Source organism: Desulfuromonas sp., from assembly GCA_002869615.1.
In the GTDB taxonomy this organism is placed as follows: Bacteria; Desulfobacterota; Desulfuromonadia; order Desulfuromonadales; family UBA2294; genus BM707.
Genome location: PKUH01000069.1, coordinates 40,894 through 56,077, shown reverse-complemented (window position 1 = coordinate 56,077; position 15,184 = coordinate 40,894). Strand labels below are relative to the sequence as shown.

At 51.2% G+C, this 15,184-nt stretch carries 17 protein-coding genes; 7 read left to right on the top strand and 10 right to left on the bottom strand.

The genetic code is table 11. From position 1 onward, the window contains the following. From C0623_07155 to C0623_07145, 3 genes are all read left to right on the top strand, one after another. The coding region (locus C0623_07155) for an 8-amino-7-oxononanoate synthase (GenBank protein PLY00632.1) at positions 1 to 906 on the top strand (906 nt) is incomplete at its 5' end. Beyond that, entirely contained in the window at positions 906 to 1,712 is an 807-nt protein-coding gene (locus tag C0623_07150; protein ID PLY00631.1) for an O-methylpimelyl-ACP methylesterase, read from the top strand. The genes C0623_07155 and C0623_07150, both read left to right, overlap by 1 nt. Next, positions 1,622 to 2,515: a malonyl-[acyl-carrier protein] O-methyltransferase BioC gene (locus tag C0623_07145; GenBank protein ID PLY00630.1), complete on the top strand. Its 894-nt coding sequence runs from the start codon at positions 1,622 to 1,624 to the stop codon at positions 2,513 to 2,515. The genes C0623_07150 and C0623_07145 overlap by 91 nt, the downstream gene beginning before the upstream one ends. Positions 2,516 to 2,562: 47 nt before the next feature. Here the strand turns inward: C0623_07145 and C0623_07140 are convergent, their stop codons facing one another. Continuing rightward, complete coding sequence (locus C0623_07140) at positions 2,563 to 2,859, bottom strand: ArsR family transcriptional regulator (GenBank protein PLY00629.1); 297 nt, start codon at positions 2,857 to 2,859, stop codon at positions 2,563 to 2,565. 82 nt (positions 2,860 to 2,941) lie between these two features. Between C0623_07140 and C0623_07135 the strand changes: the two genes are divergently transcribed. Together C0623_07135 and C0623_07130 are read left to right on the top strand one after the other, a co-directional pair. Then, positions 2,942 to 3,931 (top strand): cation transporter, encoded by a 990-nt coding sequence (locus tag C0623_07135; protein PLY00628.1) that lies wholly within the window; start codon positions 2,942 to 2,944, stop codon positions 3,929 to 3,931. A gap of 11 nt (positions 3,932 to 3,942) precedes the next feature. Beyond that, positions 3,943 to 4,728 carry a hypothetical protein gene (locus C0623_07130; GenBank protein ID PLY00627.1) on the top strand — a complete coding sequence of 262 codons (786 nt, stop codon included), beginning with the start codon at positions 3,943 to 3,945 and terminating at the stop codon, positions 4,726 to 4,728. Here the strand turns inward: C0623_07130 and C0623_07125 are convergent. After that, entirely contained in the window at positions 4,725 to 6,797 is a 2,073-nt protein-coding gene (locus tag C0623_07125) for a hypothetical protein (GenBank protein ID PLY00626.1), read from the bottom strand. The genes C0623_07130 and C0623_07125 overlap by 4 nt on opposite strands. Positions 6,798 to 6,917: 120 nt before the next feature. Here C0623_07125 and C0623_07120 point away from each other — a divergent pair, with 120 nt between their 5' ends. Further along, positions 6,918 to 7,103, top strand: a complete 186-nt coding sequence (locus C0623_07120; GenBank protein PLY00625.1) for a hypothetical protein — start codon at positions 6,918 to 6,920, stop codon at positions 7,101 to 7,103. Here C0623_07120 and C0623_07115 read toward each other — a convergent pair. Further along, positions 7,091 to 7,405: a hypothetical protein gene (locus C0623_07115; GenBank protein PLY00624.1), complete on the bottom strand. Its 315-nt coding sequence runs from the start codon at positions 7,403 to 7,405 to the stop codon at positions 7,091 to 7,093. The genes C0623_07120 and C0623_07115 overlap by 13 nt on opposite strands. A gap of 250 nt (positions 7,406 to 7,655) precedes the next feature. Between C0623_07115 and C0623_07110 the strand changes: the two genes are divergently transcribed. Then, positions 7,656 to 8,573 carry an XRE family transcriptional regulator gene (locus C0623_07110; protein PLY00623.1) on the top strand — a complete coding sequence of 306 codons (918 nt, stop codon included), beginning with the start codon at positions 7,656 to 7,658 and terminating at the stop codon, positions 8,571 to 8,573. A 41-nt stretch (positions 8,574 to 8,614) separates the two neighbouring features. Here C0623_07110 and C0623_07105 read toward each other — a convergent pair whose 3' ends face one another. From C0623_07105 to C0623_07075, 7 genes are all read right to left on the bottom strand, one after another. Further along, positions 8,615 to 9,145, bottom strand: a complete 531-nt coding sequence (locus C0623_07105) for an NAD(P)H-dependent dehydrogenase/reductase (GenBank protein ID PLY00622.1) — start codon at positions 9,143 to 9,145, stop codon at positions 8,615 to 8,617. Between the two features lie 516 nt (positions 9,146 to 9,661). Continuing rightward, positions 9,662 to 10,339: a sulfite exporter TauE/SafE family protein gene (locus tag C0623_07100; protein ID PLY00621.1), complete on the bottom strand. Its 678-nt coding sequence runs from the start codon at positions 10,337 to 10,339 to the stop codon at positions 9,662 to 9,664. Then, complete coding sequence (locus tag C0623_07095; protein ID PLY00620.1) at positions 10,336 to 10,752, bottom strand: hypothetical protein; 417 nt, start codon at positions 10,750 to 10,752, stop codon at positions 10,336 to 10,338. The genes C0623_07100 and C0623_07095 overlap by 4 nt, the downstream gene beginning before the upstream one ends. Continuing rightward, positions 10,752 to 10,925, bottom strand: a complete 174-nt coding sequence (gene ccoS, locus C0623_07090) for a cbb3-type cytochrome oxidase assembly protein CcoS (protein PLY00619.1) — start codon at positions 10,923 to 10,925, stop codon at positions 10,752 to 10,754. Before ccoS ends, C0623_07095 begins: the two co-directional genes overlap by 1 nt. A gap of 9 nt (positions 10,926 to 10,934) precedes the next feature. Beyond that, entirely contained in the window at positions 10,935 to 13,376 is a 2,442-nt protein-coding gene (locus C0623_07085) for a copper-translocating P-type ATPase (GenBank protein PLY00618.1), read from the bottom strand. 15 nt (positions 13,377 to 13,391) lie between these two features. Continuing rightward, on the bottom strand, positions 13,392 to 13,853 hold the full coding sequence (locus C0623_07080) for a hypothetical protein (protein PLY00617.1): 462 nt from the start codon (positions 13,851 to 13,853) through the stop codon (positions 13,392 to 13,394). After that, complete coding sequence (locus tag C0623_07075) at positions 13,837 to 15,111, bottom strand: FeS-binding protein (protein ID PLY00616.1); 1,275 nt, start codon at positions 15,109 to 15,111, stop codon at positions 13,837 to 13,839. Before C0623_07075 ends, C0623_07080 begins: the two co-directional genes overlap by 17 nt. Positions 15,112 to 15,184 lie beyond the last annotated feature (73 nt).

Here is a 15,184-nt window from a genome sequence, read left to right as displayed (position 1 = left end):
TTGGCAGAATTCAAGTCGACCGAGGCAGCCCTTCTCTATAATAGCGGTTACGCTGCAAATACCGGGATACTCCAGGGCCTGTTCGGGCCGGACGATGTTCTATTTTCCGATGCCCTGAACCACGCATCGATTATTGATGGTTGTCGACTCTCGCGAGCGCGGACGGTTGTCTATCCGCATGCCGACAGCGCTTCACTTGAGTCCCTGATGAATGCTGAGGCGCCGAAACGCAAAGGGCGCTGGGTGATTGTCACCGACGGCGTCTTCAGTATGGATGGCGATATCGCCCCGCTGGCGGAGCTGGTTCGTTTGAAGCAAAAATATGATACTTTACTGATGATTGATGATGCTCACGGCAGCGGTGTGCTCGGTGCGACCGGCCGCGGGACAGCCGAGCTTTGTGGCTGCCTGAATCAGATTGATCTGCATATGGGCACTCTTGGCAAGGGGCTCGGAATTTTCGGTGCCTATCTCGCAGGGTCGCGGGTCATTATTGATACATTAATCAACACAAGCCGATCTTTTATCTTTTCTACCAGTTTGCCTCCCGCCATTCCGGCGGCGGCATTGGCCGCTCTTGATATTATAGAGAGCCCGGAAGGGGCTGGTCTAAGGCAGCAATTGGCCAGCAATTGCCAGCGGTTCAAGCAGCCATTGGTTGCCGCCGGCTGTGATCTTGCCGGCAGCGTGACCCATATTGTGCCAGTGGTAATCGGTGAGCCCGAGCCGACGATGCGTGCCGCCAAAGATCTGCTCGATCAAGACTTGTTTATTCAGGGAATCAGGCCGCCGACTGTGCCGACTGGCCAATGCCGCTTGCGCGGTACGGTGATGGCAACCCATGACCCGGATGAACTCGAATCTGCCGCAAAGACGATCATTGACGTCGTGGCAAAGGTTGCGTAATGGCTATTACTCATCTGCCGGGTGGAGGAAATATCTTTTACCGTGAGGCCGGCTCCGGGCCGGTCGTAGTTTTACTGCACGGTTGGTCGATGTCCTCGGCTGTTTTCCAGGAAGTCATGTCCGGATTGGCTGAAAATTTTCATGTCCTGGCACCTGATTTACCCGGGCATGGCGAATCGTCTCTGAACAAGACCGATTTCGATCATTCCGATCTCGCAGCTGATCTCGAATGCTGGCTCAGGGAACTCGGCATCAAGACAATCTCCCTGCTCGGCTGGTCGCTTGGCGGGCAGGTTGCGTTGACGATGTCGCTACGCCGGCAGGTTTGCATCACCAAGCTTGTCCTCGTCGCAACGACGCCCCTTTTCGTTCGAAACGGAGACTGGGCGCATGGTCTGCCGGCAACCCAGGTCCGGGCGATGGATCGGCAGATGCAGCGCCATTTTACGCAGAGCATGAGCGAATTTTTCCGATTGATGTTTGCAGACGAGGGGGTATCGCCGGAGCGTTATCGCGAGATCATCCGCTTTGCGGTCCGGGACGGATCGTTGCCACCAAGAGAAGTCGCGCGCCGCGGATTGAAAATACTCGGAGCATGTGACCTTCGACCTCAGCTGGGTGCACTCAATTTGCCGGTTCTCGTTCATTATGGTGGACTCGATCTGATCACCGATCCGGCAGCCGGTCATTATCTGGCCGAAGCGATACCGGAAGCATGCGAGTTTCACTGGGAGAAGGTCGGCCATGCTCCGTTTCTGAGTCACCCGGAAAATTCGGTCGAGCTCTGGAGCGGTTTTTTGTCATGATGCTTCCGGCGATTAATCAGCAACAGGTTCGGCAACATTTCTCCGGCCATGCATCAGAATATGATCTGTATGCACGGGTGCAAAAACGGGTGGCCAGGCGGTTGATCGAATTGATTGACGATGATTTTCTTACGGGGTCAGTGCTTGATGTCGGGACCGGGACCGGTGAGGCGGTTCGTCAATTCCGACAACAGGCGGCCGGTGGCTCGGTAGTTGTCAGTGATCTTGCCCATGACATGACCCTGACGGCCCATCGTTCCTTGCCGAATTCCCGAGCCGTTGATGCCGATGCCCGTGACTTGCCGTTTAAAAACGGGAGTTTCGATCTGCTTCTTTCTTCATCAGTCTTTCAGTGGATTGATCAGCTTCCAATGGTCTTCCGTGAATGCGCCCGGATTCTCAAGCCGGGAGGTTGTATTGCCTTTGCGATGTTTTGTGAAGGGACGCTGCAGGAACTTGGAAAGGTATTTTCCGAGGCACTGGATAATTGCAATTCAGACTGGCCGGATCATTTTCAACAATTTCCGTCGTTGGATGCAGTTGAGTCGGCCTTGTGGCAGTCGGGGTTGATTGTTGATAATTGTCATGTTGAAATCGAGACCGATTCTCATGCGTCATTCAGGAGTCTGATGCGTGGGCTGAAAAAAATCGGCGCCCAGAATGCTTCACAGAACCGGCCGGCCGGACTGTTCCCGCGAAAGGTCATGGCTGAAATGGAGCGACTTTATATCGAAAAATACAAAACAGAGCAAGGTCTGCCGGCCAGCTATGGAGTTCTTTACGGGCTCGCCAGAAAAAGATAAAAGCCCCGTCATTAGCGGGGCTTTGTAACCTGGTTCGCAGATATGTTCTAGCAGGTCTGGCCGAAGAGTGAGCCGACAATCGATTCGGCTTCCTTGTTGACGACCTTATAGAAAACCTCGACACCATCCCGCCGTCCTTCAATGACACCTTTGTTCTTGAGCAAGGCAAGGTGCTGCGAAACCGTAGCTTGCGGCAATTCGAGACATTCCCATATTTTTTTGACATTACAGCTTTCCGACAACAACCCGGCAACGATCTTCAGTCGAACCGGATGTCCGAGGACCTTGAGGATTTCCGCCTCCCTGTCAAAATTCATATTTTTATCAAAATCGGATTTTTCCATGGCCACAAGCCCTCCTGTATGGGAATCAATATGAATATATGGATTAAATATTAAGCGTCGCTTATGTCATTTGTCAAGAATAATGCTGCTTGGGCTCGACTTATCGCCATTGACGGTTTACAATCGAGCTATGTTTCTGGATTTGTTACTTTTTGTTGCCGGATTACTGTTGCTCTATTACGGTGCAGAATACCTTGTGTCTGGGAGTTCAAGGCTGGCTCTGTCATTCGGGATACGGCCTTTGATTATCGGCATGACGGTTGTGGCATTCGCAACCAGCATGCCGGAAATGATGGTTTCCCTGCTTGCCGCTTTCCGCGGGTCTGCCGATATTGCTGCCGGCAATATCGTCGGATCAAATATTGCCAATATCGGTTTGATTCTGGGTGTTGCCGCTCTGCTGACTCCGATAGCCGTCGCCAGACGAACACTCAGACGGGAATTCCCGTTCATGCTCGGGGCATCGGTCCTGCTTACCCTGCTTGCTCTGGACCTGCAACTCGGTTTTCTCGATGGGCTTCTACTGTTTGTTTTGCTCCTGGTCTTCCTGGGATACTGTGCCGTCACGGCACGTAGCCTGGATGCAGATTCTGTCATTGATGCGGCACAGATTGATTACGAAAGAAAACATCGGGTTCGTGACAGCTTTTTTATTGTTGTCGGAATCATCGGTCTTGGTGTCGGAGCTGAATTGATGGTTAACTCAGCTGTCTCGCTTGCCCGAACATTCGGCCTCTCCGAACTGGTCATCGGCATATCAATTGTTGCCCTTGGCACCAGCTTGCCTGAGTTGGCCGCTTCAATCATGAGCGCCTGGAAAGGGGAAATGGATATCAGTATCGGCAATGTTATCGGCAGTAACATTTTTAATATCTTTTTCGTTCTTGGTATCTGTCCGATGATCAAGCCGTTAACAATTGAACCCTCATTGATTCATGTTCAGCTCCCGATCATGCTGGTCTTCAGCTTTGGCCTTGTTTTTCTGGTTTATCGCAACAAAGGTCTGGGGCGGCCGCAAGGTTTATTGCTTCTGGGCGGGTATCTATTGTTTATTATCTCGCTTTTTTCCTGATGAGGTGCCGCATGCGTACAATTATTGTTCTGATCCTTTTCTGTGCATGGCCTCTTGTTCCGTTTGCGTCTGAACGAAGTCCGGAGCCTCTTTTGCACGAAAGAGTCGTTTCGCTGCTCGATAATGAACTGGTTTATGATCTCGGGTTTCTCTGGCTTGACCAGGTTGCTGTTGCGAACTTCAAATTGCAGAAAAGTTTGCAGCCCGGTATTTATATCGGTTCGCTGAGTGCGAAGACGGTTGGTATGGCTGCACCCCTGACCGGCTACCGCAAACAACAATATGTGTCGATGATGAAGCTGATGCCGGATGGTCGTTTTCGTTCGGTGCGCCATACTTCACAAAAAGAGAAGGGTGGTGTTCTGCGCGCCAAGGTTTATGAGTTTGATTATGAACGGGGCGAAGTCACCTATCTCTACTACAAGAACAATAAGCTGATCACCAGAACGATCCTGCCGCTTGATCGCGAACGCGAACCGAGCGATATTATTACTGCTTATTATAACCTGGTTTCCGGGGCTTACGGGCCTCAGGAAGTTGGTGCTCATTATGAAATTCCGGCCTATAATCGCCGCGGGCCCAGCGATATCGTTGTCGATTTCATACCTTCCGAGACAAGGCCGAAGGCAAGTTTTTTTCCGGAAGATTTATTGATCTGTCGGGTTGTTGTCGATCAGGATGTTTTTGATACGAAAGATGGCGTTATCTATATCGGTTACGACGCACAGCTGCTTCCGGCCCGCGGTATTGTTACCGATATGATCGGACTTGGCGATGTGCGTGGTATTTTGCGTTAGTTATTGTCGAGAAGTACTTTCAGCTCTTCCGGGGTCGTGACCGGTTCATGACAACCATTTTGACTGCATAACCAGGCCTTTGGCCTCTCCCCGGATGCCCGCTTGCCTGCGGTGATTGGCGCCAGATCAGTTATTTCCGGCTGACTTTCACGCTTCAGGACGATCTCGAGAAACGGCCTGTATTCGGACCGTATTGTTTTGAGCATGTCATTCGGGATACTCTCTTCTGTAGCCAGAACCAGATTGGCCGAAGGGCCCGAAAGAGCGGCGAGGGCCATGATGTAATAGGCGAATGCGCTCGGGTGTTGTTCGATCCATCCACGGTTTATTGTGATGTTCCTTGTCGCCTGGTCAAGCAAGTTTTGGCGGCCACTCAGCTGGCCGAGGCGGGCAAGTGCGAGGGCGGCCATACCATTGCCGGAGGGGAACGCACCGTCCTGAATATTCCGCCCACGGACGAGGATTGCCACCTGATCGTGGCCGGTATCAAAGAATTTTCCATCCTTATCACTGAAAAGCGTGATCATATTATCGGCCAGAGCCAAAGCCCACGACAGAAATCCATTATCGAAGCGTGCCTGATAAAGGTCGATAAGACCTGTTATTAAACAGGCATAGTCTTCGAGAAAAGCCGGGATGGCAGCTTCTCCATGCCGCCAGCGTCGGAGCAATCGGCCATTTTCGGTCAGCAGCTGTTTCTTGATCAGGCGGGCACATTGCTCGGCTGCATCAATCAGGCGAGGGGCCTCTGTAACCGTTCCGAGCCGGGCGAGCGCCGAGATGGCAAGGCCGTTCCAGGAAGTGATGATCTTGTCATCAAGGTGTGGTCTTGCTCTTTGCTCTCTGGCCAGAGTCAATTTGCTGCGGGCAAGATCGACCCGTTTCTCATCGAACCCTTCAGGCAGGTGAAAGATGTTTTGACCTTCGAAATTTCCGTCAGCCCTGATACCGAAAAGAGCTTTTACTTCCACGTATTCGTCAGGTGAGAACAGGGCTTTTACTTCACCTTCGTCCCAGAGGTAATATGTCCCCTCCGAGCCTTCCGAATCAGCATCTTCTCCACAATAAAATCCGCCTTCAGGTGAACTCAGGTTGTGCAGAATATAGTCGGCCGTATCGAGTGCCATTTCCCTGTAAAAGTTGTCGCCAGAGTACTGATATGCGTCGATACAGCTTCCGATCAACAGTGTCTGGTCATAAAGCATTTTTTCAAAATGTGGCACCAGCCAGCGTTCATCTACCGAATAACGATGGATTCCGCCACCAATCTGGTCGTAGATACCGCCGTTTCGGATCTGGCGGAGGGAGTTTGTCGCCATTTTGGCGAGATCGGGGGTCTCGAGCAGCAGAGCGAGTCGGAACAGGAGTGACAGGTTGTGTGGTGCCGGAAACTTCGGCGCGGCACCAAAGCCGCCATACAGGGCGTCATACTGGTCGCGGTACTGGCGCGCAGCGAGTCGGAAAATACCTGAATCCGGATCCTGTCTGCTATTTGGAGGCTGCTCACTTTTTTTCAGGATATCGAGAACCTGTTCTCCGGTTGCATTGATCCTGGTCTGTTGATCCGGCCAATGGTTCTCTATCTTCGTCAGCAGGTTAATCAGTCCGATCATGCCTCTCTGATCATCTTTCGGCAGATAGGTAGCGGCGAAAAAGGGAAGCAGATCAGGAGTCAGAATCAGGGTCAGGGGCCAGCCGCCGCTCCCGGTCATTGCCTGACATGCCTGCATAAAGGTCGCATCGATATCGGGACGTTCTTCGCGATCAACCTTGATTGCGATAAAAGCCCGATTGAGAATGGTCGCGACCTCAACTGATGCAAAAGATTCATCTGCCATGACATGGCACCAGTGGCAGGTAGAATAGCCGATCGAAAGAAATATCGGTTTATTCTTTTCTGCAGCCAAGGCAAGTGCCTGATCCGACCAGGGATGCCAGTCAACAGGGTTCTTTGCATGTTGCAGCAGGTAGGGGCTTTGTTCGAAGATCAGACGATTGTAATCACCGCCCCCATCTTCCGGCAGGGAGCCCACGTCATGCCCAAGGATAGTATGTTTGTCACGACTCATGCAGACCTCGCATACAAGTTTAACATAGTCATCACTGAAAGAAGCAAGATTCGAAGGTTGATGTCTTCGGGGAAAAGAAAATAAAAAGGAAAATAAAAAGACCCCGTACACGGAGGGGGGGTGCGTACGGGGTCAAAAACCTTGGACTGTTTCCAGGCCAAAGCTCACTCAAAATATAATACGGAGTCTGCTTTCAATGCAAGGAAAAATTTCCCGGTAAATAGAGATTTGGCAAAAAAAGAGACCCAATTTCAGGATCTCTTTTTTTTGCTGCTTAAATTTTTTGTGTGGTTTTATTTTGCGTGACAACCGTTGCACTTGGTCGGGCCGTTATTATCTTTATGGCAGCTTTTGCAGGCTTTGTGTGCGGCGCTTTTAAATTCAGGCGCCTTGCTGCCGTCGTGGCAGGTCCGGCACGAGCCGTTTTCAACACCATTGTGGTGACACTTGGCACAGTCCGCGACGCTGCTCTGGTGCTTGGCATGGTTGAAGGTAACCGTTCCTTTTTTGGTGTCGAACTTGACTTCCTCCGGTCCGTTGTTGGCAACAACGTTGGCGGCAACACCAATAAATGCGACCATGGTCAGTAAGATGATAAACTTTTTCATTTTCTTCCTCCTCTTCCTGGTTTTAGGGATTTATATTGCTTTCCTTTATTGGTGTCGCAAATTTATCTTATTGATCGTTGATTGTCATCAGACATAACTCTATGTATAACCCGATGTCGGGCTCAATCATTGCAATTACAGTATGTTAGAGTTCTAATGTCGAGTTTTTTTGATTGCCAATGTCTACCCGATATTAATCTGATTGCGCGCCATTGCTCTCTCTGGTAGAGTTTTCGACAGTGAGGTACAAATGCGAGATCAGGAATTAACACCCCAAATTTGCATTGACGGATCGGCGATCCGGCGGATTCGGGAAAAAAACAAGCTGACCCAATTATATGTTGCCAAGGTCGTTGGGGTAACCACCGATACGGTTTCGCGTTGGGAGAATAATCGATATCCGACTATCCGTCGTGACAACGCGCGGCTGTTGGCTGAAGCGTTGGAAGTTGACCTGGCGGAGATATTGTTGAACGGCAATGGTATTCCTGATCATGCAGATGCTTCGACAAGCAGAAGACCGCTGTTCGTAAAAATCATTTTAACGATCATCCTCTTATGTTTATCTGTCGGCGCCTATTATTATTTCATGTACGAATCACCGGCTGATTACGCTTTTTCCGCCAATCGAGTTCTCCCTTCTTACGCCGTGCCTGACGGAAAGTTCCCTGTCCGGGTCCGGCTTGAATCGACCGGCGACATCAAAGGGATGATTCTCCGTGAACAGTTTCCTGAAGGCTGGAAATTGTTGCAATCCAGTCCACCGCCTTCCAGCCTCGACAATGTCAACGGCACGGTCCGGTGGATTATCAAGCCGGACTCGAAGCCGGATACGATCAGCTATCTCCTTGATGTCCCTGCCGCTGTAGATGATTCCCGCCAATACCGGTTTGTCGGCGAAGTTATCGTTAATCCTCGCGATAGCAGTATCGCTTATGCTGTCAGCGGAGACCAGTTGACGAAGGCCGGTCCCTATCATTGGGCTGATGATAATGGCGATTCAGTTATAGATGATAGTGAAACACTAGCGGCATCCGAATCGGTTGATGAAATGGCCGCGTTACATCTCAGTTGGGAAACAATAGAAAAAATCTGGGATGCCGGAGGATACCGCTGGAAAGCGGCCGAGAGAACGTTCGTTCCGGTTCGCAAGAGATCGGAGCCATGAAACCAATTGCCTTCCAGTCGAGAATGAATCAGGGCACTGTCTTAACTGAAACGGTTTTGATGGATCTTCCCGCTCGGTAATGATTCAGCCGGGTGTCCGTCTTTCTTCTCATTCGGATACCCGAGTCCGATAATTGACGCAACCCGAACCTGCTCCGGTATTCCCAGCAGGTTTCGAACAAACGTTTCTGCGCTCTCATTCTCCTTGTGTTCACGAAGCCTTATCTGGGCCCAGCAACTGCCGAGACCGAGGCTATGTGCACTATATTGCAGGGTGATGGCCGCAATTGAACAATCCTCAATCCATACATCCGAAACCGTTTCATCGGCGCAGATGGCATAGGCCAGGGCAGCCCCGGCGAGGAACCCTGATCCTTTCATTTTTGCCTGCGCAAGCTTTTGTAGAAGATCCTTGTCGCTTACTTTGATGAACTGCCAGGGATTGCGGCCGCGGGAGGTCGGTGCCCTGAGCAGCGCCTCTTCGAGTAAAGCGATCTGCTCAGAGGGGATCGAATGATCACTGAAGAGGCGTATACTCCTTCGGTTGCGTAATAAATGAATGAAATCCGACATTTTATTCTCCTTTAGACAAGCCATTGTAGCGTCCATCCTAGCATATTCTTTTTCATGGCACATCCGTATGTTCCGTCAAGTCATGGCGCTGTCCTATTGACAAAAAATGTCCGTTATGCTGCGTAAATGGTCACTTTAAGTCGTTTTGAGACCGGATAGGAATTGTTTATGATTAATGAAGAAAGTCGGAAGCTTTTGAAATAACTGAACTCTTGCGCACAGGTGCTGTTGCATTAATAGACTGTTAATAATTTGGCATGGTGTTGGCAATATCAATAGAACAAAGTGGTTCTTTGAAAATCAAGGTCAGCGGCAACAGCACTGTCGTCAACGTTGTAAGAAGCGAGATCCCGGGTAAAAGCGTGGTGAGCAAGCCTTACACAAGGAAGCCTGAAGCGTTTTTCAGGGACAAAATTGGACAGTCTGGCGATGTGCCTGCGCCGCGGCCCTGGTTTCAGCCAAAAACACTTTTACCTCCTTTAAAGACCCGTTTGCCAGACGGGTCTCTTTTTTTGTTTAAACAATCCCCATCAGGTGAAGATGTCGATAGAGGTTGTAACAGCCCATAAGCGCAACCATAACACCGGCAAGACGCAGCATCCATGTTCGCACCTTCGTTCCGAGAAGATGTGCCGCAGAACCAAACAGAAATAGCGCCGGGATCGTCCCGATGCCGAACATCAGCATCATGATTGCCCCGCTTTTCGGGTTCGCACTCTGGGCAGCGGTGATTGCCACTGCATAAAGGAGGCCACAGGGAAGAAAGCCCATGATCAGGCCGAGAGGCAGGGCGGAAAGGCCGGGCGGCAGTTTTTTCATAAAAGATACGAGATTGGTGATTTTTGCGGCCGGGGCGGGAAACTCAAGCTTCATGAAGTCAAGATTTCTGAACGCACCTGCAGTACCGAGTCCGAGAATAATAATGAAAATATCGGATGAGATAAGCAGGGATTTGGTTGCAACCATAAACTTGTCAGTGTACGCAATCGCCGAGCCAAGCAATCCGACGACATAGCCGATCAGACTGTAGGTGATGATTCTGCCCAGGTTGTAGAGGATATGGAAAAGATATCCGCCGCGAAGGCCTTCCGGAGAGAGAGAAAGGGCTGCAATAATTCCTCCGCACATACCAATACAGTGGCCCGAACCAAGAAGCCCGGTGGTAAATGCCATACTGTAAAGCGGGTCGCTCATTTCATCTCGACCATATCAATTCCGATGGAGATCGATGTGTTGGCTCCGTTCTCCATGATCAATCCGAATGTGGCCTGCCAGGCACCAGCCATTGTGAATACAGCCGTGCCCGTGCAGGTTGATTTACTGCATTTGAGGTTAGGGTGATTGGCCGGCATCGGCATGGCCGGCATGGTGAGTGAGCAGACAGCCGAATGCAGAATTGGTCTGTGCCCGGGGTCATCGCCGAACTCGATCCGAAAAGGAATTTCGGTCATTGTTTTGAGCGCGTCGGCAGCAAATACCAGTTTCGCAAAAACCGGCTGGTCTTCGTCGGTCGTATATACTCTTTCGGCTGCCGAAATATCTACAGTCAGGATGTTAAGTACAGTTGCAACAATAACAGCCAGAATTACGCGCTGAATTCCCGTCATTATGATTCTTTCTCCTTAGAGGGTTTTGTCGATTCATCATCGTCGAGCATCCGATACTTGGGCCCTTCGACATCATCATATTCTCCTTTTTTGACGGCCCAGACGAAGAAAAGCCAAACACCGGTTCCGACAAAAAGCGACAACAGAATCAGAATGACGATTGATTGAGTCATTGGTAAATCTTAATAACGTAATGAAGAGTTGGCAACTCTTTTTTTCAATTGACGGTCGAGGCGAAGGGAGTTACCAATAACGATAATTGAACTGGTTGCCATTGCTGCTGCTGCCCAGACCGGCGCCAAAAGTCCCGATGCCGCCAGAGGTATTGCCACGAGATTGTAGGAAAAGGCCCAGAAAAGATTCTGGCGAATTGTTCGCAATGACTGGCGGGCAATTTTTATGGCACTGTTGAGGCGGCCAAGATCGGCACGGGTCAGAACTATATCTGAAGTTTCAAGCGCAATGTCAGTCCCTCCGGCCATGGCACATCCGATATCGGCCTGGGCGAGTGCCGGTGCATCATTGATCCCATCTCCAAACATGATAAGGGTATGCCCGGTCGCCTGTTGTTCCTTGATCCAGGACGCCTTTTCTTCCGGGCGCAGATCACTCAAAACAGTGTCAATTTTAAGTTGTTCGGCGACTATCCGGGCCGGTTCTTTGTGGTCTCCGGTCAATAGAACGGTCCTGAGATTGTTGTCGCGAAGAGAAGAGACCACCGTTGCCGCTTCATTTCGAAGCGGATCAAAAAAACGGAAACTTCCCATGAATACGCCGTTAACTGCAAGATGGACTTCGGTTGTTTCATTATCGTCAGTCTGGTTGACTTTTATCTGACTCTCTTTCAGGAAGAGCAGATTGCCAAGCCTGTATTCGTGGTTGTCGAGTTGTGCAACAAGGCCGCGTCCAGGAATTGTCCGGACATTTCTGGCTGGAGCGGTCGAGATCTTGTTTTGTGCGGCGTAGGTAACTATCGCCCGGGAAAGTGGATGGCTGGAACCGGCTGCTATGATCGATGCCGCCCGCAACAGCTGCGTCGGTGTGATTCCGTCTGCCGGAAACAGACCGGTTACGGCCGGGACCCCGCTGGTTAAAGTGCCGGTTTTGTCAAATGCAATGGTGTCGACCCGGCTTGTCGCTTCAAGAATGTCGCCGCCCCTGAATAGTATGCCGGACATTGCGGCCCGCCCTGTTGCAACCAGCACAGCGGTCGGAGTCGCCAGCCCGAGAGCACAGGGACAGGCTACGATAAGAACTGCCACGGCATTTAGGATTGCGTTTTCCGAATCTCCCCGGATGAAGTGCCAGTAGGCCCAGGTGCCGGCCGAAATAGAGATGACAAAAGGAACAAAAAACGTAGCGATACGATCGGCCAGCGATTGGACCGGTGCTTTCCGGTTCTGGGCTTCTTCAACCATCCGGCTCATCCGCGAAACAAAGGATTCTGCTGCAATCCGGACAACCTTCAGATTGACCGTCGAGGTCAGATTCAGACTGCCCGATGCGATATTCTCATTTTTCGAGTGAAAAACAGGAAGGGCTTCGCCGCTAATAACGGCTTCGTTAAATTCACTCGATCCTTCAATGATTTCGGAATCGACAGGAACTCTTTCACCCGGAAGAATCGAAATTATATCACCTGGTTTGAGGTCGTTACTCTGTACCGTAAGGACGTTTCCGTCCTTCAGTAGCCGGGCGGTATCAGGCGCAAGCTGGAGCAGTTTATCAATACCCGAAAGTGATCGATTACGGGCAGAATTCTCAAGCAGGCGCCCCATCAGGATCAGGGTGATAATCATGGCAGCTGTGTCAAAATAAACTTCTCCACCGGCAACCATTGAGTAGAGACTGTAGCTAAATGCCGTTAAAACACCAAGGGCGATCAACAGGTCCATGCTGGGGGCGCGGTTCAGCAGGCTGCGCAGGGCGCCGGAGAGGAATGGCCAGCCGGAATAGAATACGACCGGGATGGTCACCGCTGCAGCAAAATACTGGATCAGTTGCCTTATCCCGGGATCGATTCCCTGGAAATAACCGGCATAGAGCGCCAGCGAGTAACCCATAAGCTGCATCGACAGGAAGGCGGCAGTTCCGAAGCGGATCAGCAGAGACTTCTGTTCCCGCATAGCCGATTCCTGCATAGCATTGCGGGTGAAAGGACGCGGCAGGTAGCCGAGACGGCTGATTCCGGAAAAGATTTTTTCCGGATTGGTCAGCTTGTGATTGAAGATAACCCGGGCCCGGTGCGAACCATAGTTGACCCGAATCTGCTCTATGCCCATCTCATCCTGAACGACCTTTTCAAGCAACCAGACGCAGGTTGCGCAACGGATTCCGTCAACCAGAAAGGAAATCTCGGAAAAATTTTCATTCAGCGGAATGACATAGGGGGAAAGTGAGTTATCGCTGAATTCGCTCGTATAAACCCCTTCGGGCACGCCTTGCTCCGGCCAGTCGCGCTGTTGGTAAAATTTGTCGAGGCCCGAACCGGCTATAATCAGAAATGCACCGTAACAGCCCTGACAGCAGAAACGGACCTCTCGATCCTGATAATTACCACGGATATTGACTGCGGCAGGGATCGGAAGGCCACAATGGTGGCATTTTGCTGCAGGAATGTTCATTTTACTCCGGTTGTACTATTGCCCGATATTAAGCAGTAGCTGGCGGCTGATTCGGGCACCGGCGCGCTCAAAGTCAATTCGAACCGGGAATTCCCCTGAATAGTGCGCCGGCAGTTCCAGTATATAAGCACCCGGACTTTTTTCGGAAAGAGGGAGCGCCGTTGCCAGTTTGTTGCTGACGACAAGACGGCCGATTGCCCCGTCGATCGGGCGCCCGGTTTTGTCGGAGAGGTTAACGGTAAGGATTCTGCCGACGAGTCGGGATGAGAGTTTCCAGCCGATGACGCTGGCGGCCCGCTTCTCAACCAGTGTCGAATTGTATTTCAACACCTTGCTGTAGTAATCCCGGTCGGTAATATCGGTGCCGCCGGTTGATGCCTGCCTGGCCGACCAGCCCAGAAAAACGATAAAGATGCCAATAAGTCCGGCAAGCAACAGCGGGATGATTGATTTGTTCTTTTTACTTGTTTGATTCATTGATATCTGCCTTGATCAGGGCGGATGCACTGGCAACAATATTGCCCTGACTGTCTTCGAGATAAAATACAACTTCCTGGCTGTCATTGATATGAGGACTGACCAGAACAAAGTCGATGCGACGATTACCGCCGGCCTCGACCTTGATGTTTTCGGTCTGCCCCCTTACGCTTAAACTTGAAGATTCAGACCAGTTACCGGGCCGGAGCCGGTACCGATTCACCTGTTGTTCACGGTTGTTGATCCAGGCATTGAAGAATGTCGCTGTTGTGCCATTGGCGAGGCGTCGGGGCGCTACCTGGTGCGAGTGAGATAACTTCAGGGTCGCATCGGCCCGATTCGCCATGGCGATTCCCAGGATGACCAGCAGGCAAAGGGTCGAGATGGTGACCAGCAGCATGCGCGGATTGAGCAGGGCTTTCACTCCTCTGTTTTCAGTTCCGAAGCTGTAACAGATCAGACCAGGTTCCTTACGTCGCTTCATGACCTGTCGGCAAGCATCAAGGCAACGGCCGCAGTTGATACATTCCACCTGGAACCCGTTGCGGATATCGATTTCCATCGGACAGGCCCGCACACATGAACCGCACTCGATACACCGTTCATTTTCTGATTCCGGGATATGCAGGGTCAATGTCCCGGGGTCGACCAGCGCGGTCTGGATACGGCCATAGGGGCAGAACTCACTGCACATCAATCGCCTGATGAATGCAAGGTCGATATAGATCGTGATAAAGATAATCATCAGGGTCGCCCAGGCGGCACTATGCAGGCTGCCGCTGACCAGAGCAGAAAAAAACTGGCGCGGTTCAATAAAGTACCAGAGCAGATTGGCGGCAATTGCAAACGCCAGAACGACATAGATGATATGAATTATTGCCCGACGCCAGGCCGGGCCCTGCAACCGGTTTTTGCTGATATTCAGACCCAGTTTGCGGGCCAGCCATTCAGAAATATCGTTCAATGTCGTCTGCGGACAGGCCCAGCCGCACCAGACCCGGCCGAAGGCGAGGGTGATCAACAGGAACCCGAGCACCAGGACAAGGCAGACGATGAGCAGCAAATAGAGTTCTTCGATGCGCAGGACTGCGCCGAAAAAATAGAAACTCAACTCAGGTATGTCAATCCGCAGAAGTGACTTTCCGTCGATCTTAAACCATGGGAGAAGGACAACCAAGAGGCTCAGGATCCATTGAAAAGACCTGCGTCGGGGGCCGATGCAGGAAAGACTTTGAGCCGACATTTGTGATTGTGGCATGGTCTGCTTTCCAGGCGGGGCGAGAGATCTCACCCCGCCTGATAACAGGTAATCAGAGCTGCAGGAGGAAGGT

What these genes read in the sequence shown, in the direction of transcription:
- ccoS (PLY00619.1), bottom strand. Translation starts at nt 10,925, where the DNA reads ATGACTCAATCAATCGTCATTCTGATTCTGTTGTCGCTTTTTGTCGGA.
- C0623_07100 (PLY00621.1), bottom strand. Translation starts at nt 10,339, where the DNA reads ATGAGCGACCCGCTTTACAGTATGGCATTTACCACCGGGCTTCTTGGT.
- C0623_07080 (PLY00617.1), bottom strand. Translation starts at nt 13,853, where the DNA reads ATGAATCAAACAAGTAAAAAGAACAAATCAATCATCCCGCTGTTGCTT.
- C0623_07150 (PLY00631.1), top strand. Translation starts at nt 906, where the DNA reads ATGGCTATTACTCATCTGCCGGGTGGAGGAAATATCTTTTACCGTGAG.
- C0623_07075 (PLY00616.1), bottom strand. Translation starts at nt 15,111, where the DNA reads ATGCCACAATCACAAATGTCGGCTCAAAGTCTTTCCTGCATCGGCCCC.
- C0623_07135 (PLY00628.1), top strand. Translation starts at nt 2,942, where the DNA reads ATGCTGCTTGGGCTCGACTTATCGCCATTGACGGTTTACAATCGAGCT.
- C0623_07105 (PLY00622.1), bottom strand. Translation starts at nt 9,145, where the DNA reads ATGTCGGATTTCATTCATTTATTACGCAACCGAAGGAGTATACGCCTC.
- C0623_07115 (PLY00624.1), bottom strand. Translation starts at nt 7,405, where the DNA reads ATGAAAAAGTTTATCATCTTACTGACCATGGTCGCATTTATTGGTGTT.
- C0623_07085 (PLY00618.1), bottom strand. Translation starts at nt 13,376, where the DNA reads ATGAACATTCCTGCAGCAAAATGCCACCATTGTGGCCTTCCGATCCCT.
- C0623_07110 (PLY00623.1), top strand. Translation starts at nt 7,656, where the DNA reads ATGCGAGATCAGGAATTAACACCCCAAATTTGCATTGACGGATCGGCG.
- C0623_07095 (PLY00620.1), bottom strand. Translation starts at nt 10,752, where the DNA reads ATGACGGGAATTCAGCGCGTAATTCTGGCTGTTATTGTTGCAACTGTA.
- C0623_07125 (PLY00626.1), bottom strand. Translation starts at nt 6,797, where the DNA reads ATGAGTCGTGACAAACATACTATCCTTGGGCATGACGTGGGCTCCCTG.
- C0623_07145 (PLY00630.1), top strand. Translation starts at nt 1,622, where the DNA reads ATGCGAGTTTCACTGGGAGAAGGTCGGCCATGCTCCGTTTCTGAGTCA.
- C0623_07140 (PLY00629.1), bottom strand. Translation starts at nt 2,859, where the DNA reads ATGGAAAAATCCGATTTTGATAAAAATATGAATTTTGACAGGGAGGCG.
- C0623_07130 (PLY00627.1), top strand. Translation starts at nt 3,943, where the DNA reads ATGCGTACAATTATTGTTCTGATCCTTTTCTGTGCATGGCCTCTTGTT.